At 68.7% G+C, this 26,028-nt stretch carries 23 protein-coding genes; 7 read left to right on the plus strand and 16 right to left on the minus strand.

Translation table 11 applies throughout. The features are described 5' to 3' along the window. Positions 1–87: 87 nt before the first annotated feature. On the plus strand, positions 88–1,239 hold the full coding sequence (gene tcuB / locus ACZ5PO_RS35310; protein WP_464187398.1) for a tricarballylate utilization 4Fe-4S protein TcuB: 1,152 nt from the start codon (positions 88–90) through the stop codon (positions 1,237–1,239). 12 nt (positions 1,240–1,251) lie between these two features. Here the strand turns inward: tcuB and ACZ5PO_RS35315 are convergent, their stop codons facing one another. Further along, positions 1,252–2,445 carry an MFS transporter gene (locus tag ACZ5PO_RS35315; protein WP_464187399.1) on the minus strand — a complete coding sequence of 398 codons (1,194 nt, stop codon included), beginning with the start codon at positions 2,443–2,445 and terminating at the stop codon, positions 1,252–1,254. A gap of 98 nt (positions 2,446–2,543) precedes the next feature. On the opposite strand from ACZ5PO_RS35315, the gene ACZ5PO_RS35320 reads away from it, so the two are divergent. Further along, positions 2,544–3,434: a LysR substrate-binding domain-containing protein gene (locus tag ACZ5PO_RS35320; RefSeq protein ID WP_464187400.1), complete on the plus strand. Its 891-nt coding sequence runs from the start codon at positions 2,544–2,546 to the stop codon at positions 3,432–3,434. Positions 3,435–3,464: 30 nt separating this feature from the next. Here the strand turns inward: ACZ5PO_RS35320 and ACZ5PO_RS35325 are convergent, their stop codons facing one another. From ACZ5PO_RS35325 to ACZ5PO_RS35385, 13 genes are all read right to left on the minus strand, one after another. Then, positions 3,465–3,932 carry a CoxG family protein gene (locus tag ACZ5PO_RS35325; RefSeq protein ID WP_464187401.1) on the minus strand — a complete coding sequence of 156 codons (468 nt, stop codon included), beginning with the start codon at positions 3,930–3,932 and terminating at the stop codon, positions 3,465–3,467. Positions 3,933–3,972: 40 nt separating this feature from the next. After that, entirely contained in the window at positions 3,973–4,728 is a 756-nt protein-coding gene (locus ACZ5PO_RS35330; RefSeq protein WP_464187402.1) for an ABC transporter ATP-binding protein, read from the minus strand. Beyond that, a complete protein-coding gene (locus ACZ5PO_RS35335; protein WP_464187403.1) occupies positions 4,725–5,708 on the minus strand; it encodes a branched-chain amino acid ABC transporter permease in 984 nt (327 codons plus the stop codon). The genes ACZ5PO_RS35330 and ACZ5PO_RS35335 overlap by 4 nt, the downstream gene beginning before the upstream one ends. Continuing rightward, positions 5,705–6,562 carry a branched-chain amino acid ABC transporter permease gene (locus ACZ5PO_RS35340; RefSeq protein WP_464187404.1) on the minus strand — a complete coding sequence of 286 codons (858 nt, stop codon included), beginning with the start codon at positions 6,560–6,562 and terminating at the stop codon, positions 5,705–5,707. The genes ACZ5PO_RS35335 and ACZ5PO_RS35340 overlap by 4 nt, the downstream gene beginning before the upstream one ends. 52 nt (positions 6,563–6,614) lie before the next feature. Then, positions 6,615–7,814, minus strand: coding sequence for an amino acid ABC transporter substrate-binding protein (locus ACZ5PO_RS35345; protein WP_464187405.1), 1,200 nt, complete (start codon positions 7,812–7,814; stop codon positions 6,615–6,617). 55 nt (positions 7,815–7,869) lie between these two features. Continuing rightward, entirely contained in the window at positions 7,870–8,358 is a 489-nt protein-coding gene (locus tag ACZ5PO_RS35350) for a (2Fe-2S)-binding protein (RefSeq protein ID WP_464187406.1), read from the minus strand. Then, entirely contained in the window at positions 8,358–9,221 is an 864-nt protein-coding gene (locus ACZ5PO_RS35355; RefSeq protein WP_464187407.1) for an FAD binding domain-containing protein, read from the minus strand. Before ACZ5PO_RS35355 ends, ACZ5PO_RS35350 begins: the two co-directional genes overlap by 1 nt. Further along, positions 9,218–11,578: a xanthine dehydrogenase family protein molybdopterin-binding subunit gene (locus tag ACZ5PO_RS35360; RefSeq protein WP_464187408.1), complete on the minus strand. Its 2,361-nt coding sequence runs from the start codon at positions 11,576–11,578 to the stop codon at positions 9,218–9,220. The genes ACZ5PO_RS35355 and ACZ5PO_RS35360 overlap by 4 nt, the downstream gene beginning before the upstream one ends. A gap of 32 nt (positions 11,579–11,610) precedes the next feature. Then, positions 11,611–12,345, minus strand: a complete 735-nt coding sequence (locus ACZ5PO_RS35365; protein WP_464187410.1) for an ABC transporter ATP-binding protein — start codon at positions 12,343–12,345, stop codon at positions 11,611–11,613. Next, positions 12,342–12,848 carry a (2Fe-2S)-binding protein gene (locus ACZ5PO_RS35370; RefSeq protein ID WP_464187411.1) on the minus strand — a complete coding sequence of 169 codons (507 nt, stop codon included), beginning with the start codon at positions 12,846–12,848 and terminating at the stop codon, positions 12,342–12,344. Before ACZ5PO_RS35370 ends, ACZ5PO_RS35365 begins: the two co-directional genes overlap by 4 nt. Further along, complete coding sequence (locus ACZ5PO_RS35375; RefSeq protein WP_464187412.1) at positions 12,845–15,139, minus strand: xanthine dehydrogenase family protein molybdopterin-binding subunit; 2,295 nt, start codon at positions 15,137–15,139, stop codon at positions 12,845–12,847. Before ACZ5PO_RS35375 ends, ACZ5PO_RS35370 begins: the two co-directional genes overlap by 4 nt. Before the next feature lie 2 nt (positions 15,140–15,141). Beyond that, positions 15,142–16,005 carry an FAD binding domain-containing protein gene (locus ACZ5PO_RS35380; protein ID WP_464187414.1) on the minus strand — a complete coding sequence of 288 codons (864 nt, stop codon included), beginning with the start codon at positions 16,003–16,005 and terminating at the stop codon, positions 15,142–15,144. A 460-nt stretch (positions 16,006–16,465) separates the two neighbouring features. After that, positions 16,466–17,494 carry a polysaccharide deacetylase family protein gene (locus tag ACZ5PO_RS35385; protein ID WP_464187415.1) on the minus strand — a complete coding sequence of 343 codons (1,029 nt, stop codon included), beginning with the start codon at positions 17,492–17,494 and terminating at the stop codon, positions 16,466–16,468. A gap of 175 nt (positions 17,495–17,669) precedes the next feature. On the opposite strand from ACZ5PO_RS35385, the gene ACZ5PO_RS35390 reads away from it, so the two are divergent. The 5 genes from ACZ5PO_RS35390 (at position 17,670) to ACZ5PO_RS35410 (ending at position 23,512) form a co-directional block, all read left to right on the plus strand. Then, positions 17,670–18,995 carry an amidase gene (locus ACZ5PO_RS35390; protein ID WP_464187416.1) on the plus strand — a complete coding sequence of 442 codons (1,326 nt, stop codon included), beginning with the start codon at positions 17,670–17,672 and terminating at the stop codon, positions 18,993–18,995. A gap of 2 nt (positions 18,996–18,997) precedes the next feature. Beyond that, the gene (locus ACZ5PO_RS35395; protein WP_464187417.1) at positions 18,998–19,630 is read left to right on the plus strand and encodes an SRPBCC family protein; all 633 of its coding nucleotides are present in this window, start codon (positions 18,998–19,000) and stop codon (positions 19,628–19,630) included. Positions 19,631–19,713: 83 nt separating this feature from the next. After that, entirely contained in the window at positions 19,714–21,375 is a 1,662-nt protein-coding gene (locus ACZ5PO_RS35400; RefSeq protein WP_464187418.1) for a class I adenylate-forming enzyme family protein, read from the plus strand. Beyond that, complete coding sequence (locus ACZ5PO_RS35405; protein WP_464187419.1) at positions 21,372–22,415, plus strand: NADPH:quinone oxidoreductase family protein; 1,044 nt, start codon at positions 21,372–21,374, stop codon at positions 22,413–22,415. Before ACZ5PO_RS35400 ends, ACZ5PO_RS35405 begins: the two co-directional genes overlap by 4 nt. An 86-nt stretch (positions 22,416–22,501) precedes the next feature. Continuing rightward, positions 22,502–23,512: a helix-turn-helix domain-containing protein gene (locus ACZ5PO_RS35410; protein ID WP_464187420.1), complete on the plus strand. Its 1,011-nt coding sequence runs from the start codon at positions 22,502–22,504 to the stop codon at positions 23,510–23,512. A gap of 20 nt (positions 23,513–23,532) precedes the next feature. Here ACZ5PO_RS35410 and ACZ5PO_RS35415 read toward each other — a convergent pair whose 3' ends face one another. Continuing rightward, positions 23,533–24,462, minus strand: a complete 930-nt coding sequence (locus ACZ5PO_RS35415; protein WP_464187421.1) for a histone deacetylase family protein — start codon at positions 24,460–24,462, stop codon at positions 23,533–23,535. A 122-nt stretch (positions 24,463–24,584) separates the two neighbouring features. Beyond that, complete coding sequence (locus ACZ5PO_RS35420; RefSeq protein ID WP_464187422.1) at positions 24,585–25,790, minus strand: ABC transporter substrate-binding protein; 1,206 nt, start codon at positions 25,788–25,790, stop codon at positions 24,585–24,587. Positions 25,791–26,028: the final 238 nt, after the last annotated feature.

The following is a 26,028-nucleotide window of genomic DNA, read 5'->3' on the forward strand; positions in this document are numbered from 1 at the left end:
CCCCCGGCAACGATCGGCGCTCCGTGTCGATCGCTGCATACGTCTGCACGCAGACGCATGCAACGCAAACCGATGAAGGAATCTTCGATGGCCCTGCAGACCGAAGCGCTTCGCGAGGCAGAGCGGCTGATGACGATCTGCAACTCCTGCCGCTATTGCGAGGGCCTGTGCGCCGTCTTCCCCGCCATGGAGATGCGGCGGGCGTTCCACGACGGCGACCTGAACTACCTCGCCAACCTCTGCCACAGCTGCGGCGCCTGTTACTACGACTGCCAGTTCTCGCCGCCGCACGCCTTCAACGTCAACGTACCCAGGACGCTGGCGCAGGTGCGGACGCAATCCTACGCACGATACGTCTGGCCGTCCGTCTTCGCCGGGGCCTTCGCCAGGAACGGCCTGGCCATCGCACTGGTTGCCGTGCTGGCGGTCGCCGCCTACCTGATCGGCTTCATGGCGATCCGGGGGCCGGACGTGATGTTCGCCAGCCATGTGGGCGAAGGCGCCTTCTACCGCATCATGCCGCACGACATGATGGTCGCCATCTTCGGCGCGGCCTTTCTCTACGCCATCATCGCCCTGGCCATGGGCCTGCGCGCCTTCTGGCGGGATATGGCAGCAAGCGGCACCGCCCTGCCGGACGGCCTCTCGCTGTGGCAGGCCATGAAGGATGCCGGCCGGCTGCGCTATCTCGACGGCGGCGGCGTCGGCTGCATGAACGAGGACGAGCGCCCGCGCGACCGGCGGCGCCTCTACCACCACTTCACCTTCTACGGCTTCCTGCTGTGCTTCGCCGCCACCAGCGTCGCGACGCTCTACGCCTACCTGCTCGGGCGCCCCGCGCCCTATCCGTGGTGGGACCTGCCGGTCGTCCTGGGCACGCTCGGCGGCCTCGGTCTCCTCGTCGGCCCGGCGGGCCTGCTGCACGCCAAATGGCGCCGCGATCCGATGCTGGCCGACGCATCGAAGGCCGGCATGGATGTGGCGTTCCTCGCCATGCTGTTCTTCACTTCGCTGACCGGGCTGGCGCTGCTGGTGCTGCGGGCGACGCCGGCGATGGGCACCATGCTCGCCGTGCACCTGGGCTTCGTCTTCGGCTTCTTCGTCACCATGCCCTACGGCAAGTTCGTCCACGGGCTCTACCGCTTCGCCGCTCTCGTCCGCTACGCCATGGAGCGCAGGACGCTCGAGCAGGCGACCGCAGAGCCCGCGGCCGACACCCGGACCAAGGCCACGGCCTGACCGTCCGAGCGCTCACGTCCTCAGCATCGGCCGTAGCGCCAGGACGAGGGGGACGATGGCGACGGCCGTGAGGGCCGACGCCACGACGCCGAGAGCCTGGCTCGCATGATCGGCAATGACGCCGTAGGCGATCGGCGCCAGCCCGCCGGCGCCGATGACGCCCGTGTAGAACAGCGCGAAGCCGCGGCCGACGTCGCCCTTCGGCGCCAACTCGGGAACCGTCCCGTAGAGCACCGACGACGTACCGTTCAGCGCAATGCCGAGCAGCGGCAGAACGACGAGCAGCGGCGCCAGCGGCAGCGCCAGGGTAACGATGATCAGCAGCGCGGTGACGGCTTCCGTGGTGATCACCGTCCACACGACACCCAGACGCTGCCCGAGCCAGCCGCAGGCCGCCTTGCCGAGCGCTCCGCCGATGAAGAGCAGGGCCAGGCCCAGCCCGACGGTCGCCTCCGCGCCGCCGCGCGCCTGGAGCAGGAACGGCAGGAACAGCAGGTAGCCCATGCGCACCGCCGTATCGAGCGCGCCGATGGCGAAGAGCAAGCCGAATCCCGCGCCGCCGCCCGGGCCGCCGGACACCTGCGCCTGCTCCGGCGGCGCCATGCGGGGCTGCTGCGGCACGAGGGCCAGCAGGACGACGGCGACCGCCAGTCCCACGCCGGCCATGAGACCGACGACCGACCTCCAGGCCACACAAGTCACGAGCAGCGCCGCCGTGGCAGGAAAGACGGCCTTGCCGAGATCGCCGGCGAAATTGTAGACCCCCAGCGGCGCTCGCGCGGCGTCCCCGTATGCCTGCGTCACCAGCAGCGATGCCCGCGGGTGCTGGACGCTCGAGCCGACGCCGGCCAGGACCAGTCCCACGCACAAGCCCGCGAAGCCGGCCGGCAGCGCCACCACCAGGTATCCGGCGGCCGCGACGAACGTCGCCAGCGCCAAAGCCGTGCGGGCGCCGAGCCGGCGGGCTATCCGGTCGGCCGGAACCTGCAGCCCGCCCATGGTGCCGAAATACAGGGCGCGGACGACGGCGAGGCCGGCGTAGGACAGGCCGAACTCCGCCTGCCAGATCGGCAGCAGCACGTAGAGCTGATCCGTGTAGCCGTCGTGGACCGCATGGGCCACGCACGCGCCGGTGAGACTGCGTCGCTGCGGCGAGAGCGACCTGCTCTGCGGCAGCAATGAAGCGTCCGTGTCCGTGCTGTGCATACGATGGCCCATCCTTGTGGACGAACCCTACGATCGTGAGTTTTTGTCGAATAGAGTGGCTTGCGTCACGCAACCTGTCTGATTTCCTCACGGATCCTATGCGCCGCCTCCCACCCCTCAATGCCCTTCGCATCTTCGAGGTCGCAGCCCGCACCGGCAGCTACGCCGCCGCCGGTGCGGAGCTCGGCCTCACCCACGGAGCCGTCAGCCGGCAGATCGCCGCCCTGGAGAGCTGGCTTGGCCAGCGCCTGTTCGTACGGGCCGGCCGGCGCATGGCGGCGACGCCGGCGGCACGCGCTTTCGCCGCCGAGATCAGCCTGTCGTTCGACCGCATGACCGCGGCCGCCGAGGCCTGCGGACGCCTGGACCCGCGCCGCATCCTGCGCGTCAGCGCCCCATCGACGTTCGCCATGCGCTGGCTCATCCCGCGCCTGGAGCGCTTCCACGGCGAGCGGCCTGAGGTCGAAGTGGCGGTCACCACCACGACGACGCTGCACGACGAGCTGCGCGGCGGCTTCGACGTTGCCGTGCGGCGGGGATCGGCGGAGCAGGAGGCGTGGCCGCAGCACCGCGCCGTGTCTTTCCTCGGTGAGGCGGACACGCTGATCATGAGCCCGGCCTTGTTCGACCACCGTCCGGTGCAAGCGCCGGCAGACGTCGCGGGACACGTGCTGCTCGCCACGGAGACACGGCCGGGCGATTGGGACGACTGGCTCGACCGCGCCGGCCTGTCTCACATGGCGGCCCAGCGCCGGCGTATGTTCGACCACTTCTTCGTCACGCTGCAGGCGACGAAGGACGGCCTCGGGCTCGGCGTCGGGCCGCTGCCGGTGCTCGCCGACGACGTGGCGAGCAGGCGCCTCGTGGCCCCGTTCCCCGACATCCGGGTGCCGAGGACCGGCTACGTCGCGCTGGTTCCTTTCGACGCGGACAAGACCTCGTCGCTGGCAGCCTTCATCGACTGGCTGGTGACGGAGGGCGCCGGCTGATGCTCCAGCACATGCCTCTGACCGCCGAGGTCAGGCTGCCGGACCGGCGCCCACCGCGGCTGCGAAGTTGGAGAAGAACTGGTCGGCGGTCTTCTTGGCCACACCGTCGATGAGCCGGCCGCCCAGCTGCGCGATGCGGCCGCCGACGTTGGCGTCCACCGCGTAGACGAGCACGCAGCCCGGCCCTCCGTCGGATGCGTCCTTGAGGCTCACCTGCGCGCCGCCTTTGGCGAAGCCGGCGACCCCGCCCTCCCCCTGGCCGGAGATCCGGTAGCCGTTGGGCGGGTCGATGTCCGACAGCGTGACGCTGCCTTTGAACGTCGCGCTGACCGGCCCGACCTTGATCTTGATCGACGCGCTGAAAGCGTCGTCGCCGATCTTCTCCAGGCGCTCGCAACCGGGGATGCAGGCCTTCAGGACCTCGGGGTCGTTGAGCTTGTCCCAGACGGTCCGACGGTCGGCGGGCAGCGCAAACTCCCCCTGCATGGTGAAAGCCATTGGACGACTCCGGTCTGAAAAGCGGGAATTGCGCGGTCGCTCAGGCGCTCGCCCTGAACCGCTCGGCGAAGCGATTGCCCAGGTAGGCTTCGACCACCTTGGGGTCAGCCAGGACATCGGCCGTCGGGCCATCGCCCACCACCGCGCCGTGATGGAGCACCACCACGCGCGGCGCCAGCGCCGAGACCACACGCATCAGGTGCTCGATCACGATGATGGTAATGCCGCGGGCCGCGATGCGCTTGATCATGCCGACGGCCTGGTCGATCTCCGACGAGTTCAGTCCGGCGTTCACCTCGTCCAGCATGAGGATGCGCGGGTTCATGGCCAGGCTCTTGGCGAGCTCCAGCCGCTTGCGGTTGGCCAGCGCCAGCTCCGACGCCGGAAAGTCGGCGAACGGTGCCAGGCCGGTGAAGTCGAGGCATTCGCGCGCCTTGCCCTCGGCCTCGCGCATGCTCAGCCGGCCGGCGTAGACGGCGCCGGCCATGACATTCTCCAGCACCGTCATCTGCACGAACGGCTGCACGATCTGGAACGTGCGGGCGATGCCGCTGCGGGCGATCAGGTGCGGCTTCCTCCCGGTCAGGGGCTCCCCCTGGTAGGTGATGCGTCCGCTGCTCACCGGCAGGAAGCCGGAGATGAGATTGACCAGCGTGGTCTTACCGGCGCCGTTCGGGCCGATCAGACCCACGATCTCGCCCGTACGGAACGTCAGGCTGACGTCGTCGACGGCGCGAATGCCGCCGAACACGCGCGAGACGTTGCGGAGCTCCATGATGGGCGTGTCGCTGTTCATACCGCCTGCCCCGCGCTCTCGCTGCGCCGTCCCTGTCGAGCCGGCAGCTTCAACAGCTTCGACCATCGGGTACCGAAGATGCCGGCGGGCAGGAAGTAGATGACCGCCACGATGATGATGCCCAGAAGTCCACTGTGCCAGTTGATGAAGTTCGCCCAGACGAACTCCTTCAGCAGCACGTAGAAGACGCCACCGACCAGCGGGCCGAAAAGCGTGCCCAGGCCGCCCAGCATCACCATCACCGGGATCTCGATGGTCATGATCAGGTTGAAGGCGTCCTTGGGCTCGATGAAGGCCACCATCGAGGCGTAGATACTGCCTGCCGCGGCACAGAGCATGCCGGAGATCACGAAGGCCAGCACCTTGTAGCCGAGCACGTTGACGCCGACCATGATCGCGGCCTGCTCGTTCTGCCGGATGCAGCGCAGGCCGAAGCCGAGCCGGCTGCGGTCGACGACGAAGGTCACCAGGAAGGCGATCAGCGCCAGCCCGACCATCGCCAGGAAGAAGAAGCGTCCGACGAGCTCGGGGCTCCCCGGCAGCAGCGGCAGGTTCAGCCCGACCGCGCCACCGGTCACCGCCTCCCAGTTGTTGGCGATCTCCCGGCAGACTTCGACCATCGCGATGGTGCCGATGGCGAAGTAATGGCCCTTGAGGCGCAGCAGCGGCACGCCGACGAGGAGGGCCATGACGCCGCCGCCCAGCGCAGCACAAAGCCAGGCCAAGTAGATCGACAGTCCCTGCGTCTGGGCCACCGCGTCGACGTAGGCGCCGATGCCGAAGAAGGCGATGGTGGCGAGGGACGGGTAGCCCATGTAGCCGCCGACCAGGTTCCAGGCCCAGCAGAGCACGCACAGCATGGCGAGCGAGGTGCCGACCTGGAGCTGGTAGTTGTCGAGCTGCAGCGCCATCAGGGCGCCGGCGGCAAAGATGGCGAGCCCGACGACGAGCTTGAGGAGCGCTGCGCGATCGACGATCATTCGTAGCCCCTCTTCCCGGCCAGGCCGCTGGGCAGCAGGATGATCACGGCCATCATCAGCAGGAAGCCCACCGAGTTCGCCCATTGCGGGCCGAGCGACAGCGTGCCGATGCCTTCGACGATGCCGAGCACCAGGCCGCCGATGATGGCGCCGGCGACGCTGCCCAGGCCGCCCAGCACGCAGATCACAAAGGCTTTGCCCAGGAAGACGCCGCTCATCATCGGCGTCACCGGGTATACCAGGGCGATGGCGCAGCCGGCGGCGCCCGCCATCAGCGCGCCGATGCCGAAGGTGACGGCATAGATCTGCGGGATGCGGATGCCCATCAGCGCGGCGGCATGGCGATCCATGCGCACGGCGACGATGGCACGGCCCATCTTGGAATGGCGCAGCAGCCAGAACAGCAGCAGCGTCAGCAGCCCCGCCATCAGCATGCCGCCGATGCGCACCGTGGGAATGCGCGCACCCAGGAACTCGACCGCGCCCAGGTCGGTGATGAGCGAACGGGGCGTGGCGGTGAAGACCTGGATGATAACGTTGTTGACGATCAGCTCCAGGCCGAACGTCAGCGTCAGCGTCATCAGGATCGGCTGCCCCACCACGCGGTTGATCAGCCCCCGCTGGACGGCGTAGCCGAAGACGAACATGACCGCGCAGGCGAGCGGAATGACCGCATAGAGCGGCCACCCCAGCTGCTGCACACAGACGATGCAGATGTAGGCGCCGAGCACCACCATCGAGCCATGCAGCATGTTCACGACGTTGAGCACGCCCCACACCAGGGAGAACCCGACCGCCAGGCAGGCGTAGAGCCCGCCCATCAGGATGCCGTTGACGATGTACTGGCCGATCATGGCGCTCGCTCCAGTTCCGTTGCGCCGCGCAGTGGCATCTCGGACCGCCCGCTCACGTCTTCGGCACGCCGAGGGCGAGGTCGCCCTGCTTCAGCTTCTCGGGCGCGAGCACCAGCAGCTTGTCGTTCTGGATCTGCATGACCAGGGCGGCGTTGACGTCGTTCTGGCCGAGCGCGCCGAAGTGGATCGGGCCGTAGAAGGTGTCGAATGTCTTCTCGTGCAGCACCTTGCGCACCGCGTCGGGGGCGAGCGACTTGGCCTCCTCGATGGCGATGGCCAGAACCTCGCACGACACTGTCGCCGCGGCTTCCAGATAAGTCGCGTCGCGCTTGTATTTCTGGTTGAACATTTCATTGTACTTGAGCGACGAGCCGAACAGGAAGGCGTCCTTGTAGTCGGCGTTCTGGTGCCACCATGAATTGGTGGTGATGTTCTCGGCGAGCCCCTTCAGGTTATCCTTGTATTCGGGATAGGAGGGGCCGGCCGTCATGGTGACGATCTTCGCCGCGAGCCCGAGGTCGTTCATCTGCCGGCGGACGAGGATCAGATCCTGCGTATATCCGGTCACATAGATCCAATCCGGCTTGAGCGCCTTGATCTGCGTGAGGACATTGGAGAAATCCGTCGTGTCGGGCGAGTAGATGCTGTTGTAGACGACGTCCAGGCCGGCCTTCTTGGCGCTGGTGACGAGCTCGCCGGCGATGCCCTTGGGAAACAGGCTGTTCAGGGCCAGCACGGCGACGGTCTTCACGTCGGGCGCATGCTTCTTATAGTAGGCCACCTCGGCTTCCGTGATCATGTCGTTCGGGAAGAGCACGCCGAACAGGTTCTTGAAATTCTGGTCGAAGATGCTCTTGGTCGCGGCCGCCGCCGCCACCATCGGCACGCCGTAGCGTTCAGCCACCGCCGCCGTCGCCTTGGTGTCGCCGGAACCGTAGGGCGAGAACAGGAACGGTACCTTGTCCACGTTGACCAGGCGCTGGACGATCTGCACGGCGCGGTTGGTCTCGCTCTGGTAGTCGTATTCGACCAGCTCGACTTTCATCTTCTTGCCGCCGACGTCGACGCCGCCCTTGGCGTTCAGGGCATCGACGCAAATATCGTACCCTTGCTTGGACTTGTGGCCGGCGTCGGCGAGCGGCCCGGTGAGGGCGAGCGGCGCGCCGAAGCGGATGACCTCCTGCGACCAGGCGGGTGCGGCGGCCATGAGCGCGGTGCCGGCGGCCAGTATCAACATCGTGGTTCTGCGCATCTTGTCCCCTCGTTCGACTGTTGACGGAGCGTCGTGCTGACGCGCATGCGGCCGTTCAGGCAGCCGCCTCTTCTTGTCGGTCGCTCAGGTGTTCGGCGGCATGGCGGATGGCCTTGACGATGCCGGCGTAGCCGGTGCAGCGGCAGATGTTGCCGGCGAGTGCCTCGCGCAGGGCCCGCTCGTCGAGCCGGCCGTGCCGGGCGATGATGTCCCGGGCCGTGATGAGCATCCCGGGCGTGCAGTAGCCGCACTGCAGGCCGTGGCACTCGTGAAAGCTCTGCTTGAGCTGGCGGATGGCCGGATCGGCGATGAGCCCCTCCAGGGTCCAGATCTCGGTCCCCTCCAGCGCCACGGCCAGCGCGATGCACGAGCGGGCGATCTTGCCGTCGATGACGATGGTGCAGGCGCCGCACACGCCGTGCTCGCATCCCAGATGCACGGAGCGGGCGTCAGCGTTCTGGCGCAGGAAATCGGCCAGCGTGGTGCGCGCCTCGATGGTGGCGCTGACGGCCTTGCCGTTGATGGTGAGTTCGACCGTCTGCATCACGCGCCCTCGACTCCCGCCGGCTCGATGCCGAAGCTCCTCTGCGTGGCGCGCACCAGGCAGGTGCGCGATTGCCAGGCATGGGTGTCCGTCAACTCGCGACCACTGGCGGCGATATCGGCGTCGAACGCATCGCCCAGCACCCGCGCGTGGGACGCCTCCCAGGTGCCGAGCCCGGCGAGCACGCCCTCCACGGCCGGCAGGCGGATGGGCGCGCCGTGGGTGGCGCCGAGGAAGGCGCGCGTCCGGCCCGGCGAGCGGATCACCATGGCCATGGCGTGGGCGAACTCGCCGGTCTTGCGGCACAGCTTGTAGGTGCCCCAGCGCGCCTCGGCATGCAGGCGCGGAATGCGGATGGCGGTGAGCAGGTCGGCGAAATCGAGCCGCGTCATGTAGGCCGCGGAGACGAAGGCGTCGGCGCCGCAGCTCTGCGGCCCGGCCGGCCCCTCCCACTCGATGGTGGCGCCCAGCGCCGCCATGGTCGTCACCCAGTCGGCGGACGGATCGGCCAGCGCCAGGCTGCCGCCGATGGTGCCGCGATTGCGCACGGCCTGGTAGGCGATGCGCGCGGCGACGGCCGGCATCAAGCCGTTGGACGGGTCGGGAACGCGGCCGTGCTGGATCTCCTCGTGGGTGATGCAGGCGCCGAGGCGCACCTCGCCGGCGCTTTCGGAGACGGCGCGCAGGGCTTCGATCCGGCCGAGGCCGATCAGGCGGTCGGCCGCCACGATGCGCAGATTGAGCATCGGCATCAGCGACTGGCCGCCGGCGATCACCTTGGCGTCCATGCCGCCGTCGACCAGCTGCGCCACCACGTCGGCGACGCTGGTCGGGCTCACGTAGGTGAAGGACGACGGCTTCATGCGCGCCCTCCTGCCTCGCCCGCCTGCATCAGGGCGCGGATGACGCGGTCCGGCGTCATCGGTGTCTCGTTGACGGCGACCCCGAGCGGCCGCAGCGCGTCGTTCACCGCATTGCAGATGGCGGCCGGCGGCGCGATGGCGCCACCCTCGCCCATGCCCTTGATGCCGTAGCGGGTGATCGGCGACGGCGTCGACAGGTGCTCGATGCGCGTCGGCGGGATCTCCGTCGCGCCGGGCACGATATAGTCCATGAACGTGGAGGCGAGCGGCTGCCCCTCGGGGCTGTAGGGCATCTCCTCGTAGAGCGCCGTGCCGATGCCCTGGGCCAGCCCGCCCATCATCTGGCCGTCGACGATCATGTAATTGACGATGGTCCCGCAATCGTGGGCGATGGCGTAGTCGACGAGTGACACCACCCCCGTGCCCGTGTCCACGGCGACGAGCGCGGCGTGCGTGCCGTAGGACCAGGCGCCGGTATCCTTCGACGTGCGGTAGGAGGCGACCAGCGACAGTCCGGGCTCGACATCGTCCGGCAGCCGCTCGGGCCGCAGGAACGCCGCGACGGCGATCTCGTGCAGCGAGACGCGCGCCCCGCCGGCGGTGCAGACATGGCCGTCCGCAAGCTGCACGTCCTCGCCGGCGACCTGCAGCAGGTGGGCGCCGATGCGCTTGAGCTTGACGCCGAGCTGCTCGCAGGCGCGGCCGACGGCGCCCCCCGACATGACCATGGAGCGGGAGGCGAAGGTGCCCATGCCGTAGGGCGCCTGGCTGGTGTCGCCGTGGCGCACGACCACCTGGGCCGGATCGATGCCGATCTCCTCATGGGCGACCTGGGCCAGCGTCGTCTCCAGCCCCTGGCCGTGGTTCTGGATCGGCACGTCGATGATCAGCATGCCGTCGGGCGTCATCTGCACGGCGGCCTGCTCGTAACCGAAGACCACCGGCAGGCCGCGCTGCACCCACTCGGCCGTGCCGTGCGCCGTCTGCTCCAGGTAGGTGGCGTAGCCCACGCCGATCGCGAGATCGCTGCCCGCGTAGCGCTCCCGCAGAGCCGCGACGCGCTCCGGGCGGATCAGCGCCGCGGCGGACCGGGCGCTCGCCTCGTAGGTGCCGCTGTCATAGGTCTTGCCGCCGGCCGATCGCCAGGGGAACTGGTCGGGACGGACGTAGTTGCGAGCCCGGATCTCGATCGGGTCCAGCCGCAGATGGGCGGCGAGCTCCTCCATGGTGCGCTCGATGGCGAAGCAGGCGCCGGGCCGGCCCACACCGCGATAGGGACCGAGAGGCGACTTGTTGCTGGCGCAGGTGCGCGCCACGGCCCGATAATTGTGAATCGCGTAGGGGCCCGGCAGGAAGCCGACGGCCATGCCCGCCTCCATCGGTGCGGTCCACGGCCAGACCGAATAGGCGCCGACGTCGACCTCGATAGTCGCCTCCAGGCCGAGCACGCGGCCCTCGCGGTCGGCATGGACGGTCACCTCGTACTGGTGCTCGCGGGCGTGGGCGGAGGCGATCAGGTGCTCGCGGCGGTCCTCGATCCAGCGCAGCGCCATCCCGGTCCGGCGCGTCAGGGCCGCGAGCGCCAGCTCCTCCGGGTTCAGGTTGTTCTTGACGCCGAAGCTGCCGCCGACCTCGGGCGCCACCACCCTGAGCTCGCGCTCCTTCATGCCGAGGCAATGGGCGAGCGCAGTGCGGATGACGTGCGGGAACTGCGTCGAGCTGTAGACGACCAGCTCGCCGGTGCGCTCGTCCCGGTAGGTGACGACGCCCCGCCCCTCGAGCGAAACGATCGCCTGCCGGTTCATGCGGTAGCGCCGGGTGATGGTGACGGCAGCCTGAGCCCGGGCGGCGGCGATGTCGCCGGTGTCGATCTCGCTCTCCAGGAAGACGTTCTCGTTCCAGCCGGGATGGATCGGCGGGAAGGACGGATCGCTCGACTGGGAGAGGTCGGTGACGGGCTTGAGCTCGTCGTACTCGACGAACACCTGCTGGGCGACGTCCTCGGCCTCGCTGCGGCTGCGGCCGATGCAGATGGCCACCGGCTCGCCGACGAAGCGGACCTTGTCCCTGGCGATGGCCGGATAGTCGGAGCGGCGGAACTTGGGCGCCTGGCTGTCGGCGCGAATGGGCAGGATGTCGCCCAGCTCGTCGTAGAGGAACACGCGGTCGTGCAGGCCTTCGGGCTTCTCGACGCCGACGATGTGGGCGTGAGCGACCGGGCTGCGCAGGAAGGCCACCTCCCACACGCCCGCCGGCGCAATGTCGGCGATGAAGGTGCTGCGCCCGGCGAGCAGCCGCTCGTCCTCGAGCCGGCGGATCGAGCCACCGATGCCCTTCTTGTCGGACGAGGCACTCATGACGTCCTGCCTGCTCTCGTTCGGGCCCGACATCACAGGCCCATGTAGGCGGACTGGACCGCCGGATCCTGCATGAGAACCTGCGTGTCGCCGGACATGCGCACGCGGCCGGATTCGATCACGTAGCCGGTGCTGGCGATCTCGAAGGCCGTCATCACGTCCTGCTCGACGAGCAGGATGGAGATGCCGCGGTCGCGGATCCGGAGCAGGCTGTCGGCGAGGAGCTCCACCGCCTTGGGCGCCAGGCCGAGCGACAGCTCGTCGATGAGCAGCAGCTTGGGCGCCGCCATGATGCCGCGGCCGATGGCGCACATCTGCTGCTCGCCGCCGGACATGGTGGTCGCGGTCTGGTTGGCGCGCTCCCTGAGGATCGGGAAGATCGAGAAGACGAAGTCGAGGTCGCGGGCGACGGCCTCGTGGCCGTCGCTGCGCGTGTAGGCGCCGAGCAGGAGGTTGTCGCGCACGCTCAACGTCGGGAACAGCCGCCGCCCTTCCGGGACGTGGATGAGCCCGCGGCGGACGATGCGGTCGGCGCTCTCGCCGGTGATCTCCTGCCCGGCAAAGGCGATGCTGCCGGACCGTGCCCGCACCAGGCCGGAGATGGCGAGCAGCAGCGTGGTCTTCCCCGTGCCGTTCGGCCCGACGATGGAGACGATCTCGCCCTCGGGCACCTGCAGGTCGATGCCCCACAGCACCTGGACGTCACCGTAGCCGGCGGTGAGCCCGGAGACCGCCAGGAGGGGCGGCTTGGCCACGCTCGCGCTCATCGGGCCGCCACCATGCCGGAAGCGGCGGCGCCGGCCCGCTTGGCCGCGGCGATGCGCACCGCGTCCATGATCTCGGGATAGGCCGAGCACCGACAGAGGTTGCCGGCGAGGTAGTGGCGGATCTCCTCGTCGCTCGGGCTCGGATGGGCCTCGAGCAACTTGCGCACCATCATGATGAAGCCCGGGGTGCAGAAGCCGCACTGGAACGCGCCGGCCTCGATGAAGGCCTCCTGCACCGGGTCGAGCACATCGCCCCGGGCCAGCCCCTCGATGGTTTCCACCTCGGCGCCGTCGACGAACCAGGCCAGGTGCAGGCAGCCCGAGACGGGCTTGGCATCGACGTAGACGGTGCAACAGCCGCAGAGGCCCTGGCCGCAGCTCTCGCGCGCGCCGGTGAGGTCGAAGCGCTGGGTCAGCATCTCGACGACGCTTTCCTGCGGCAGCACCTGCGTCGAGACACGGCGGCCGTTGAGCGTGAAGCGGATGGTGCGGGGCTCGGTCAAGCGCCGTCTCCTGCCAGTGGTGTGCCCTTCGCCTCCTGGAGGGCGCGGAAGATCGTCTCCGGCGTCAGGGGCAGGTCCATGAGCCGCACGCCGATGGCGTCGGCGATGGCGTTGCCGATCGCCGGCGAGAGCGCGATCGTGCTGCTTTCGCCCGCGCCCTTGGCGCCGAAGGGGCCGTCGGACTGATAGGCCTCGACGTATTCGTTGATGAACGACGTCGGCATGTCGAGCAGACCGGGGATCTTGTAGTCTGCCAGCGAGCCGTTGGTGAGCTGGCCATCGCGGAAGACCATGTTCTCCGTCGTGGTGAAGCCGAGCTGCATGATGGCGGCGCCGGAGATCTGGGTCTGCACCGCCTTGGGGTTGAGCGCGGTGCCGACGTCGACGACGTTGATCAGCTTGGCGATCCTGAAGTGGCCGGTCTCGGTGTCGACCTCGACCTCCGCGCCTGCGGCGCCCACACCCCAGAACGGTGTCGCCTTGGGGGACTGGCCGGTTTCGGTGTCCGGCTTCTCGTAGTCCGGGATGAAGCTGCCGACCCCGATGATGTTGCCAGCCTGCATGCCGTACTTGCGGCGGAACAGCTCGCTCACCGGCACGTTGCTCTGCTCGGGCAGGCCGAGCTCGGCGGCCAGCTCCGCGATCTTGCGCCTGGCGTCGGTTGCGGCGAGACGCACGGCCGTGCCCATGTGGAATGTCGAGCGGGAGCCGAGCGTCCCCATGTCGTAGGGCGTCACGTCGGTGTCTGGATGGATGACGCGGATCGCCGACGCCTCCAGGTTCAGCACCTCGGCCGCGATCTGGGCCATCACGGTGTCGGAGCCCTGCCCCATGTCGACGGTGCCGATGTAGAGCCCGCAGCTGCCGTCGCCGTAGACGTTGACGATGGCGACGGAGGTAGTGGGCGCCGTGATGCCCTTGAAGCCGACGGCCAGGCCCCGCCCGCGGCGGATGGTGCCCGTGCCCTTGTCGAACGGGAGCCCCCAGCCGAGCCGCTCGGCCACACGATCCAGCACCTTCTCCAGCTGCGCGTCCCTGACGACGGTCCCGGAGGCCTGCGGGCGCCCCTCACGCAGGAGGTTGCGGCGCCGCAGCTCCAGCGTGTCGATGCCGAGCGCCTCGGCGATGAGGTCCATGTGGCATTCGTAGGCCCAGGCGGTCTGCGGCGCGCCGAAGCCGCGCAGGGCGCCGGCCGGCGGGCGGTTGGTGTAGACCGCGTAGGATTCGATGCGGACGTTGTCGATGTCGTAGGGGCCGGCGGAGGTGAACCCCGCCTTCTGGGTGACGCGTGGACCGATGTCGGCGTAGGCGCCGCCGTTCCAGATCACCTCGCAGTGACGGGCGATGATCTTGCCGTCCCTGGTCACGCCGCTCTTGATGTTGAAGGTACAGGGGTGGCGCGTCACCATGAAAAACTGCTCTTCCATGGTGAGCGAGATCTTCACTGGCCGCCCGACCAGCAGCGACAATGCCGTGACCAGAGCTTCGAGCTTGATGTAGAGCTTGCCACCGAAGCCGCCGCCCAGATGCGGCACCTTCACGCGCACGCGGTTCTCGGGCAGGCCGAGCAGGCGCGCGATCTCGATGCGCACGAAGGACGGGCCTTGCGATGCCGTATGGAGCGTCACCCGTCCGTCGGCCACGTCGGCGACGGAGACGAACGGCTCCATCGGCGTATGCATGACCTGCTGGCACCGGAACGTATGGGAGAAGACGTGGTCGGCGGCCGCGAAGCCCTGCTCCACGTCGCCCCGCCTGAGCTTGTAGTCGAGCGCCACATTGGTGCCGCGCCGGCCCTTGAGGTGCTTGAGGTCGGGAAAGGTCGCAGCCGGTTTCAGCTCGTCGTGGACGCAGACGTCGGAGGTCATCGCCTCCACCTCGTCGAAGACGGCCGGCAGCTCCTCGTAGTCCGCGGTGATCAGTCCCAGCGCCGCCTCGGCGACCCGCTTGTCAGTGGCGAGCACCACGGCGACGGGCTCGCCCGCAAAGCGGACCTTCCCATCGGCCAGGATCGGCTGATCGTGAAAGGCGGGACCGTAATAGGGATGGGGAATGACGGTACGGATGTCGTCGATGGTGACGACCTGGAACACGCCCTCGAGCGCCTCGGCGGCCGAGGTGTCGATCGACTTGATGCGTGCGTGAGGCACCGTGCTGCGGAAGATCTTGCCGTGCAGCATGCGCGGCAGCGTCAGATGATGGACGTATTCGGCGCGGCCGGTGACCTTCTCCTTGGCCTCCAGGCGCGGCACCGAACGACCGATGTTGTGACTGACCGGAACCGCGTTCATCGTCAGTGCCCCCCGGCGAGCGACGCGACGGCGCGCGCCAGATGCACCCGCAGCAGCTGGCGCTTGTAGGCGGCGGAGCCGCGGTTGTCGGTCTCGATGTCCGCTTCGTCGGCGGCCGCCTCGCCCGCGCGGCTCAGCACGGCCGCATCGATCTCGGCGCCGCGCAGCACGCCCTCTGCCGCGGCAAGCCGGGTCGGCCGATCGAGTGCTGCGCTGAGCACGGCCTTGATGTCCTCGATGCGCCGGCCGTCGAACTTGGCGGAGACGGCGATGCCGAGCGCCGGCCAGTCGTGGGCCGCGCGCGTCGTCACCTTGACGTAGGTCGAGCGCCAGCTCGACCGCACCGGTACCCGCAGCTCGGTGATCAGTTCGCCGTCGGCGATGGTGGTTTCGTAATAGCCGACGAAAATCTCATCGACGGGGACCGTCCGGGCGCCGCCGGGGCCAACGATTGCGACCTCCGCGCCCAGCGCCACCCACACCGGCGGCAGATCGAGGTGGGGATCGCCGTGCGCCAGGTTGCCACCGACGGTGGCGACGTTGCGGACGCGGACGTTCGCCAGCGTCCTCATGGTCTGGACGATCACCGGCAGCCGTTCGGCGATGGCCGGCGCGTGCTCCAGCTCGGCGAAGGTGGTCGTGGCGCCGATACGGAAAAACGACCCGTCGTCGCTGAGCGAGATGCCGCGGAGGCAGGGCTCGACATGACGGAGGCTCACCAGCCGGACCGGCGCGAAGAGCTGCGCTTTCATCATCAGCATGAGCGCCGTGCCGCCGCCGATCGGCCGGACGGATGGGTCGTCCTGGTCCAGCAGCTGCAGGGCCTCGTCGAGGCACCTGGGTTCGACGAGCTCGAAGCCGGGCATGGTCAGAGCGCCTGCGTCGGGGCGATGCGGCGGCGCGAGCCGGTCGCACGGGGCCACGGCCGGACTTGCCGCTCGGCCCCCCAGGAGCCCGACAGGCGCCCTCGACCATCCGGCCGGATGACGCCCCGTCCATACGCCTGCGACACCACCTGACCCCGAACCGGCATTCAAAGCTCCACGCGCGTGCTCGCACCGTCGACAATCAGCGTTGCAGACCAGCCCTAACGTGTCAACTTTTTAGGACAGTTTTTTGCATTGATCCCAGAATCATTCATAACATAATGATATTTAACGATATTTTTTTAAATCAGATTGACCAAATAAGCGGACAATCGCAATTTTTGGGCGCCACGCCCGCTTTCGAGGCAGCGGCCCAGCCAGGGCGGAAGCGGGTGGAGGACTGCGATCCACCAGGACAAGCCCGCTTCACACGCCCACTCTTTGGGCAGGCGCGTCCGGCCTAAGACACAACGCCCGCCGGGAGGCCGGCGGAATAACGCGCGATTTGGCCGGGCGTCGTCACCCAGACGTTCTGGAAGTGGGGGCTTTCCATCACCTGGCGCAGAGCCTGCGCGATCTGCCTGAGACGGAAAGGCTGGCCGGCGACGAAGGTGTGCAGGGACAGCCCGAAGACCAGCGACTGTCGCTCCGATAGCCGCACCATCTCCTCAAACTGATCGACGATCATGCGGCTGAAGTCGGTCGCCGGCTGGCAGCGGCTCAGCATGGTCGGGCTGTCGTTGATCTCGATCGGATAGGGCACCGCGAGGATCCTGCCGTTGCGCGTCCTCATCCAGAAGGGCTGATCATCCGCCGGCCAGTCCATCACGTAGGTGTAGCCCGCTTCCTGGAGCAGGTCAGGGGTCACCATGGTCTCGGCGATCCACGGCCCCATCCAGCCGTAAGGCCTTTGGCCACAATGCTTTTCGAGCACGTCGGCGGCGCTGCGAATCATCGCCGCCTCGGTCGCCTCGTCCATCTCCGACTGGCGCTCCGAGTTCGTGTAGCCGTGGCCGACCACCTCGTCACCGCGGGCGCGAATACGCGCCGGGATCTGCGGCATGCGCTCGCACACCGAGGCATTGAGCAGGTGGCACATGGGCAGCCCCAGCTCGTCCATCAGGTCGAAGATACGCCAGATGCCGACCCGCAGGCCGTAGTCGCGCCAGCCGAAATTGCGCACGTCCGGCGGCGGCCCGAGCGCGGTCGGCGTGTGCCCGAGCCCTTCGCCGAAGCTGAAGTTCTCCACGTTCAGCGCCACGTAGAACGCCAGCCTCCGGCCATCCGGCCAGCTGAAATCGGGACGGTCGCAGATGGGGGAGTAGTCGTAGCGGTCGTGGTGCTTGAGCTGCATGAAGCCGTCCTTCGGGGGCGCTACCGGTGTGCGCGAGAGGCCGCGGCGTCGATCGCCGCTAGCATCATGAACCAAATTTTGGACAAATTGCAAAATTTGCATATCAGCGAATGGAACCACCATCGGCGCTTTCATGACGCGTCAAATGGCTGGAAATCACCGCTAATGCGCCGATGATACCGACTTTGACTCGCCTGCCGTCAGGGCAATTGAACGCATAGGTAGCAAAAAAAGCGCTTGCATCGTTCTAAAATTGCGACGATATCCTTTTTTATTACACATTTTCGGCTTTGCCCCTCAGACCGACGCGATGCGACAGGAACAGACCCAGGCAGCCAACCGACTATCCGCCACCGAAGCGGCGCATTGCATTGCGGCGGGCCGGCTGACGTCGGAGGATTTGGTCGATGCCTGCCTCGAACGCATCGCCACGCGCGAGCCCAGCGTGCGGGCGTGGGCTCATCTCGATCGCCAGGCCGCCATGCGGGAGGCGAAGGCCCGCGATGCGCAGGCACCGAAGGGCCCGCTGCACGGCGTGCCACTGGCCGTCAAGGACGTGGTCGATGTCGACGGCATGCCGTCAGGCATGGGCTCGCCGATCTACGACGGCTGCCGTCCGTCGGCGGACGCCGCCTGCGTCGCGGCCGCGAGGGCGGCGGGCGCGGTGATCCTCGGCAAGACGGTCACGGCCGAGTTCGCCGGTATCACGCCCGGGGCCACCACCCATCCCCTCGATGCATCCCGGACGCCGGGCGGCTCGTCCAGCGGCTCCGCCGCCGCGGTCGCCGATTTCATGGTGCCCCTCGCCGTGGGCACGCAGACCGGCGGCTCCATCCTGCGGCCGGCCGCCTTCTGCGGGGCCGTCGGCTTCAAGCCGAGCTTCGGTACGGTCAACCGCGCGGGTCTCAAGCTGGCGGCCGAGAGCCTCGATACGATCGGCGTCATCGCCCGGACGGTGGCCGACGTCGATCTCTTCTGGCGGGTTCTCGTCGGCCGGCCCGCCGCCACGCTTCGCGCGGCCGACAAGCCGCCCCGCTTCGCGCTGGCCCGCACCCATCACTGGCCGCGTGCGACGCCGGAGATGCAAGCGGCGGTCGAGGCCACGGCGGCGGCGTTCCGCGCCCGCGGCGCCGTCGTCGACGAGCTCGCCTGGCCTGACGGCCTGAGCGAGCTGAGCGCGGCCCGTACCGTGATCAACAATTATGAGCGCGCGCGCGCTCTGGGCTGGGAGTGGGCGAACCATCGCGACCGCATCAGCCCGCAGTTGGCCAAGGTGCTGGAGAACGGCTGGGCGCAGCCTTTCGACGCCTATCTGGCTGCCCTGGACACCGCCGAACAGGGGCGGCTGGTGCTGGCGGCGGCCATGGGCGACGCCGATGCGCTGCTGACCCCGGCCGCCAGCGGCGTGGCGCCGGAGGGGCTGGCGTCCACGGGCGACACCTCCTTCCAGGAGCTGTGGACCATCCTGCACCTGCCGGCCATCAGCCTGCCGCTGGCGACGGGTGCCTCGGGCCTGCCGCTCGGCATCCAGCTCGTCGGTCGGCGGCACGACGACGCGCGGCTGCTGCGCACGGCGGCCTGGGCGATGGACGGCACAGCGGATCATGCGGCCCGAGCGACAGGACAGGACAACTAGCCTTGCAGTTCTCCAACAGCTTCGATGTGCCACTTCCTCCCGATCAGGCCTGGGCGACGCTGCTCGATATTCCGAGCATGGCGCCGTGCATGCCGGGCGCCGAACTGACCCAGGTCGTCGATGCCGACACCTACAAGGGCAAGGTGTCGCTCCGCATGGGCCCGGTCGTGCTCGGCTTCGTCGGCACCGCGCGGTTCGAGGCGCGGGATGATGCGGCGCACACCGCCCGGGTGAAGGCCCAGGGCATGGACGCCAAGGGCCGGGGATCGGCCGGCGCGACGGTGAACTTTCGCCTCGAGCCGGTGCCGATAGGCTCGAAGGTGCTGATCGATACCGATCTCAACCTCACCGGGGCCGTCGCCCAGTACGGGCGCGGAGCCGGCGTGATCCAGGCGATCGCGGCTCAGCTCATCGGGCAGTTTGCGGCCAATCTGGAGCAGCAGATCAGCCAGACCCAGGCCGCCCGGTCCGCGTCGATCGTCGACGCGGCGCCGGCCGACGTGGATCGAAGCGCGGCCACGGCGTCGACGGTCCAGCCCGCCGCGGCCAACCCCGCCGCAGCCAAACCGATCGGCGGCTTCTCGCTGCTCCTGAAGGCTGCGTGGGCGAGCCTGGCGAGGCTGTTTCGCGCGTAAGCGGCCCCGCTCTCGCGGACGAGCGCTGGAGCGGGTGCCGATCGCAAGGTTCTGGAGGCCCTCATGGGGGATCAGGCAAGCAGATGACGAACAGCGTGCTGACGTTGCTGTCCCATTCGCGGCTCGTCGAAGCCTACGCGTCGGGTCACTGGCGCGATGACACGATCTATGCGCTGGCCAAAGCGCAGGCCGCCCGCAACCCTAGCCGGGTCGCGATCCGCGATCGCTCGGGCGGCCTATCCTACGGCGAGCTCGTCGCCCGCGCCGATGCCTTAGCCGCCGATCTGGCGGCGGCCGGGCTGCGGCGCGGACATCGCGTCGCCGTCTGGCTGCCGTCGCGCAACGAGGTGGCGGTCGCCCTCCTCGCCTGCTCGCGCAACGGCTTCATCTGCTGCCCCTCGCTGCACCGTGACCACACCACGGGCGAGGTGATCGAGCTCCTGCGGCGCATGCGGGCGGCGGCCTTCGTCGGCGAGCGCGGCTATGGCGCCGACGCCGGGCGCCATGACATCTCCGGTCGGCTAGGCGAGATCGACACCCTGAAGCGCGTGTACGAGCTCGCCCCCTCCGGCGCCGCGGCGCCAAGCGGCCTCCCCGCCGGCGACGCGGATGCCGGGGCGCCGAACGCGGACCCCAACATCGTCGTCTATCTGGCGTTCACCTCCGGCACGACCGGCCGGCCCAAGGGCGTCATGCACAGCGACAACACGCTGCTGGCCGGCGCCCACAGCATGATCACCGACTGGGGCTTCGGGCCGTCCAGCGTCATCTATACCATGAGCCCGCTCAGCCATAACCTGGGCATCGGCTCGCTGATCATGGCGATCGCTGCCGGCGGCGAGGTGGTCGTCCACGATCAGCCGCGCGGCGCCAGCACGCTCGACCGCATCGTCGAGGTGGGGGCCACCTTCGTCGTGGGCGTGCCGACGCACGCCATCGACCTCCTCGCCGAGATGAAGGACCGCGGCATCTCATCTCCGGGCGTAGTCAAGGGGTTTCGCATCTCCGGCGCGTCAGCGCCGCGCGAGGTGGTGGCGGACCTGCTGCGCCACGGCGTGGTGCCGCAGAGCGGCTACGGCATGACGGAAGCCGGCTCGCACCACTACACGCGCGTCGACGACGCGCCCGAGCGCATCGTCCAGACCTCGGGGCGCGCCTGCGACGGTTACGAGATCAGGATCTGGGCAAAGGACAACCCCGACCAGGAGGTGCCTGTCGGTGACGTCGGCCAGATCGGCGGCCGCGGCGCCAGCCTGATGCTGGGCTATTTCGACGACCAGGCGATCAACGACGAGGCGTTCAACCGCTCGGGCTGGTTCATGACCGGAGATCTCGGCTTCGTCGACGCGGCCGGCTATCTCCAGATTACCGGCCGCAAGAAGGACCTCATCATCCGCGGCGGGCACAACATCTATCCGGCGCGGATCGAGAACCTCGCCATGCACCATCCCGCGGTCGCGCGGGCCGCCGCGCTGCCGGTGGCGGACGCGCGGCTCGGCGAGAAGGTGTGCATCGCCGTCTCCCTCCGGCCCGGCCGGGCGCTTGAGGCCGCCGAGCTGCTCGCGCACCTCGACCAGGCGGGCCTGTCGCGCTTCGACATGCCCGAGTACTTCGTTCAGGTGGACGACATTCCGCTCACCGCCAGCGGCAAGATCCTCAAACGCGAGATCGCCGCCCAGATCGAGGCGGGCGCGCTGACACCCCGGCCGGTGCGCTGGCGGCCAAGCGACGAGGTATCGGCATGAACGCCCCTGCCCCGGCGACCGCCGCCAGCATGCACGCCGCCGTCGTCCACGCATTCGGCCCGCCCGAAGACCTGACGATCGAGGCTGTCGCGTCGCCGGAGCCGGGGGACGACGAGATCCTGATCGAGGTCGGCGCCGTCGGCGCGAACTTCGTCGATCTCCTCGTCATCGGCGGCACCTACCAGTTCCTGCCGCCGCGCCCGTTCACGCCCGGCAAGCTCCCGGCGGGCACCGTGCTCAAGCTCGGCCGCAACGTGCACGGCCTGTCGGTCGGCGACCGCGTGCTCACGGGCGCGGAAAAGGGCGGCTATGCCGAACGGGCGGTGGCCCCGGCGGCGCTCGCCTATCGGCTGCCGCCCTCCATGTCCTTCGTCGACGCCGCCGCCATGGCGCTTGCCTTCGACACCGCGTGGTTCGCACTGCGGGAGCGGGGACGCCTGCGCGAGGGGGAGACGGTGCTGGTGCTCGGCGCCACCGGCAGCGTCGGCATCGCCGCCGTCCAACTCGCCACGGCGTTCGGCGCGCGCGTGCTGGCAGGCGTATCGACGTCGCAGAAGTCGGACACCGCGCGCGCAGCGGGCGCCGATGCGATCATCGACCTCTCGGTCGAGGATCTGCACGACGGGCTGCGCGCGCAGGTGCACGCGGCCACCGGCGGCCGCGGTGCCGACGTCGTCATCGATCCCCTGGGCGACCGCTTCTTCGCGGCCGCGGTGCGGGCGCTGGCCTGGCGCGGACGGCTGGTCGTCGTCGGCTTCGCCGCAGGCCAGATCCCGTCGGTCAAGGTCAACTACCTCCTGGTGAAGAACATCGAGGTCAGCGGGCTGCAGGTGAGCGACTACCGCGTGCGCACGCCCGAGCTGATGCGCCAGTGCTACGACGAGATTTTCACGCTGTTCGAGGACGGCAAGCTGACGCCGCCGCCGACGTCGGTCATGCCATTGAACGCAGCCGCCGATGCGCTCGTGCGCATCCGTGACAGGCAGGCAGCCGGGCGCATCGTCCTGGTGCCCGCAAGCAAGGTCGCCGATGCCGGCTGACCGCCGAGGCTGCTCCGACCCGGCCGCAAGGCCGCTTGAAACGAATCGAACGGTCCGCGAAGGTCGCGGATCTCACGACCGATAGGGTGCTCGTTTTGGCTATCCGGTACCAGGAAATCGCCGACAGACTTCGTGCTTTCCGCATTGGCTCCGGCTTGAGCGCAGATGAGGTGGCCAAGCGGGTCGGCATCTCCCGCACGGCGCTCTACCGCTTCGAGAAGGGTGAGCTGGCCAAGATCGAGACCTTGGAGAAGCTGTCGGAACTGCTTCAGGTGTCCATGCCGACGCTGCTCGGCGTCGGCATCGAATACATGCCGTCCGCGGTGAGCTATTTCGAGCGCATCCGCCAGTTCGAGGAGACCGCGGAGCACATCATGGTGCTCGCCGGGCCGATCTCCTTCCTGCTCGCCTCCGACAAGTTCATCTCGATCCTGGAGGTCATGCTGAAGGAGAGCCTGCCGCCGGACCTGCAGGAGCGCTCCAAGGCCGTCGCCCAGGTCGACCAGATCCTGGAGATTCTGACGCAGCGCAAGCGCAACTACAAGCGGCGCCAACCGGGCATCCTCAACCTGATCTCGGCGCGGGAGCTGAACCGCCTGCTGCAGAGCGGCTTCGTCGGCACCTCGTCCATCACCGGCCGGGAGCTGGAGGAGCGGCGGGCGCTCGCCCATGCGGAGATCGCCCACTTCGCCGACGTGATCGAGGAGGAGACGATCGGCGTCCAGATCGGCCTCGTCACCGAATCGCTGCCCCATACGGGCTTCCAGATCTTCCGCATGGCCGATCGGAAGATGCTCACCGTCAGCCCCTTCCGACTGGGTGAGCAGCCCAACGTGCGGCTCGGCGTCGCCATGATCACGTCGGCGCCGGAAGCCATCTCGCTGCACGAGAAGGCCGTCAACGAGATGTGGCGCGGCGCCGTCAAGGGAGCGGCCGCTGCCGCCCATCTGCGCACGCTGTTGAAGCAGGCCGATATCGCCAAGCCGGCGCTGGAACTCGCAGCGTCGACGCCCGAGGGTGCGTCGGCCGCCGAGCCGGACATCGAGGTGGCGCCGCCCGCTCGCCGCTCGCCGCGCCGGTCGGGCGCCAAGCGCTGACCGCGGCCCGCCGACCGCGCTTATCCCCCCAACAGCGCCTCGACGTGAGCGGCGGCCGACTTGGCCAGGGCATCGAGGTCGTAGCCGCCTTCCAGCATCGAGACGATGCGGCCCTTGCACTGACTGTCGGCGATCGCCATCAGCCGCATGGTGGCCCAGGCAAAGTCCGTCTCGGTGAGGTTGAGGTTGGCCAGGGGATCGCGCCAGTGCGCGTCGAAGCCCGCCGAGATGATGATCAGATCAGCCTTGAACGCCTCGATGCGCGGCAGGATGGCGAAGTCGAACGCCTCGCGGAAGCTGCGGCTGTTGGTGCCGGCCGGCAGCGGCACGTTGACGATGGTGTTGTGCTCGCCCTGCTCGGACATGGCGCCGGTGCCCGGATAGAGCGGCATCTCGTGGGTCGAGCAATACAGCACGTCCGGATCGGACCAGAAGATGTCCTGCGTGCCGTTGCCGTGGTGCACGTCCCAATCGACGATGGCGACGCGGCCGGCGCCGTGCACGGCGCGGGCGTGACGGGCGGCGATGGCCACGCTGTTGAAGAAGCAGAAGCCCATTGCCTGGGCGCGCTCGGCGTGGTGCCCCGGCGGGCGCACGGCACAGAAGGCGTTGCCGACCGTCCCGCCCATCACCTCATCCGTGGCCTTGACCGCGGCGCCGACCCCCCGCAACGCCGCCTCGAAGCTGCCGGGCGACAGGGACGTATCGCCGTCGATGTGGACGATGCCGGAGCGCGGTGTCGCCTGCTCGATGGCGTCGACGTAGCGCTCGGGATGCACCCGGTGAATGGCCTCGCGGCTGCCGAGCGGCGCCTGCTCGCGCAGCAGCAGCGCGAACTTCTCCTGCTCCAGGGCGCGCTCGACGGCACGCAGCCGGTCGGCGCATTCCGGATGGCCGAGGGGGGTTTCGTGATCCAGGCAGGCGGGGTGCGTCAGATACAGCGTGGTCACAGGAGCCTCGGTGTGACTGTCGGCCCGCAGGCGCTCCCCCGGGCCGAAAGCCGGAACTGTTACAACGGCTGGCGCCGATGTCCATGCGCAGCCGCGCCGCCCCCGCCAGCGGCAGGCGCCGCCTATTCGACCTTGATGGGATCGCCAAAGACGACCCAGCGCTCGCCGTCGAACTGCTGCAGGCGGAACGTATCGTAGGTGGCGTAGTTGGTCGGCGAGACGTTCAGCGTCACGCCGGGCAGCAGCAGCGGCAGCGACAGACCCTGGATGTTGGTCGCCTGCTTCAGCACGTTGTCGCGCGTCAGGTCGTCGCCCGCGCTCTTCAGGATGTGGGCGGTGATCTGCGCGATCGTGTAGCCGAACACGTTGCCGCTGTTCAGCGGATCGCCGTCCTTGTACCACTCCTGCATGAACGCCTTGTAGGCCAGCATGCCGGGGTCGTTCGCCCAGCTCGGATCGCTCGCCTCCTTGAGCACGGTGGCGGTGATCAACCCCTTGGCGTTGTCCAGGCCCGCCGGCACCAGCGTCTGCGACCGCGACGCGGCCACCGACGAGATGTAGAACGCCGGCTTCCAGCCGAGCTCGGCGACCTTGCGGATGGCCTGCGCGCCGAATTTCGGCGTCGCCATCACGAAGAGCGTGTCTGCTCCCGAGCCCTTGAGCTGCAGGATCTGCGAATCGATCGTCGGATCGGTGACCTCGTAGGTCGCCTCCTTCACGACGTTCCTGACGGCGTCGCCCAGCCCCTCCTTGAAGCCGCGCACATAGTCGCGGCCCGCGTCGTCGTTCTGCGACAGGATGGCGATCTTCGCGTTCGGGTTCGTCTTGACGACCTGCCGGCCGTAGACCTTGCCCTCGTACGGATACGACCAGACGCCGGGCGTGGTCCACGGGAAGCTTTTCGGATCGTTCCACTTGGCCGCGCCGGAGGACACGAGAAGCTGCGGCACCTTGTTGATGTTCAGGTACTTCTGCACTGCCGCGTTGGTCGCCGTGCCGATCGTATTGACAAGCGCCAGCACGTTGTCGGACTCGACCAGCTTGCGGGTCTGCTCCACCGTCTTGGGCGGGCTGTAGGCGTCGTCCAGCGAGATGAGGGTCACCTTGCGGCCATTGATGCCGCCCTGCGCGTTGAGCATGGCGAAATAGGCGACCTCAGCCCGTCCCTGCGTGCCGTAGGCGGAGGCCGGACCGCTGTAGGGCATCGTCTGGCCGATCTTGATCTCGCTGTCGCTCGCGCCCGGCCCGTAGGTCTTCTGGGCCTGCGCCGCCTGCACCGACCACAGGACGACGACAACGCCGGCCACGAGCTTCCCAATCGTACCCATCGAAAGACATCCCTCCCTTTGCGTCGCGCCGGCGACTCGCTCGGCGGTCGCGGCGCTCTTCTTGCAGCTCGCTCTTCTTACGGTTGCACAGCCTATCGTCCTGGCGCCCGGCCGCAAGCACCAAACAAGCGATTGGCAGGCGCCGACCGGCGGCGGGCCTTCGCCATCCCGGCGCACGCCGTGTCCGCTCCCTGCGAAAAGTGTGATGGCGCCGCATCACATGCACACCGAGTGCATC

The sequence above is a fragment of the Chelatococcus sp. KU-N122 genome, assembly GCF_055391085.1.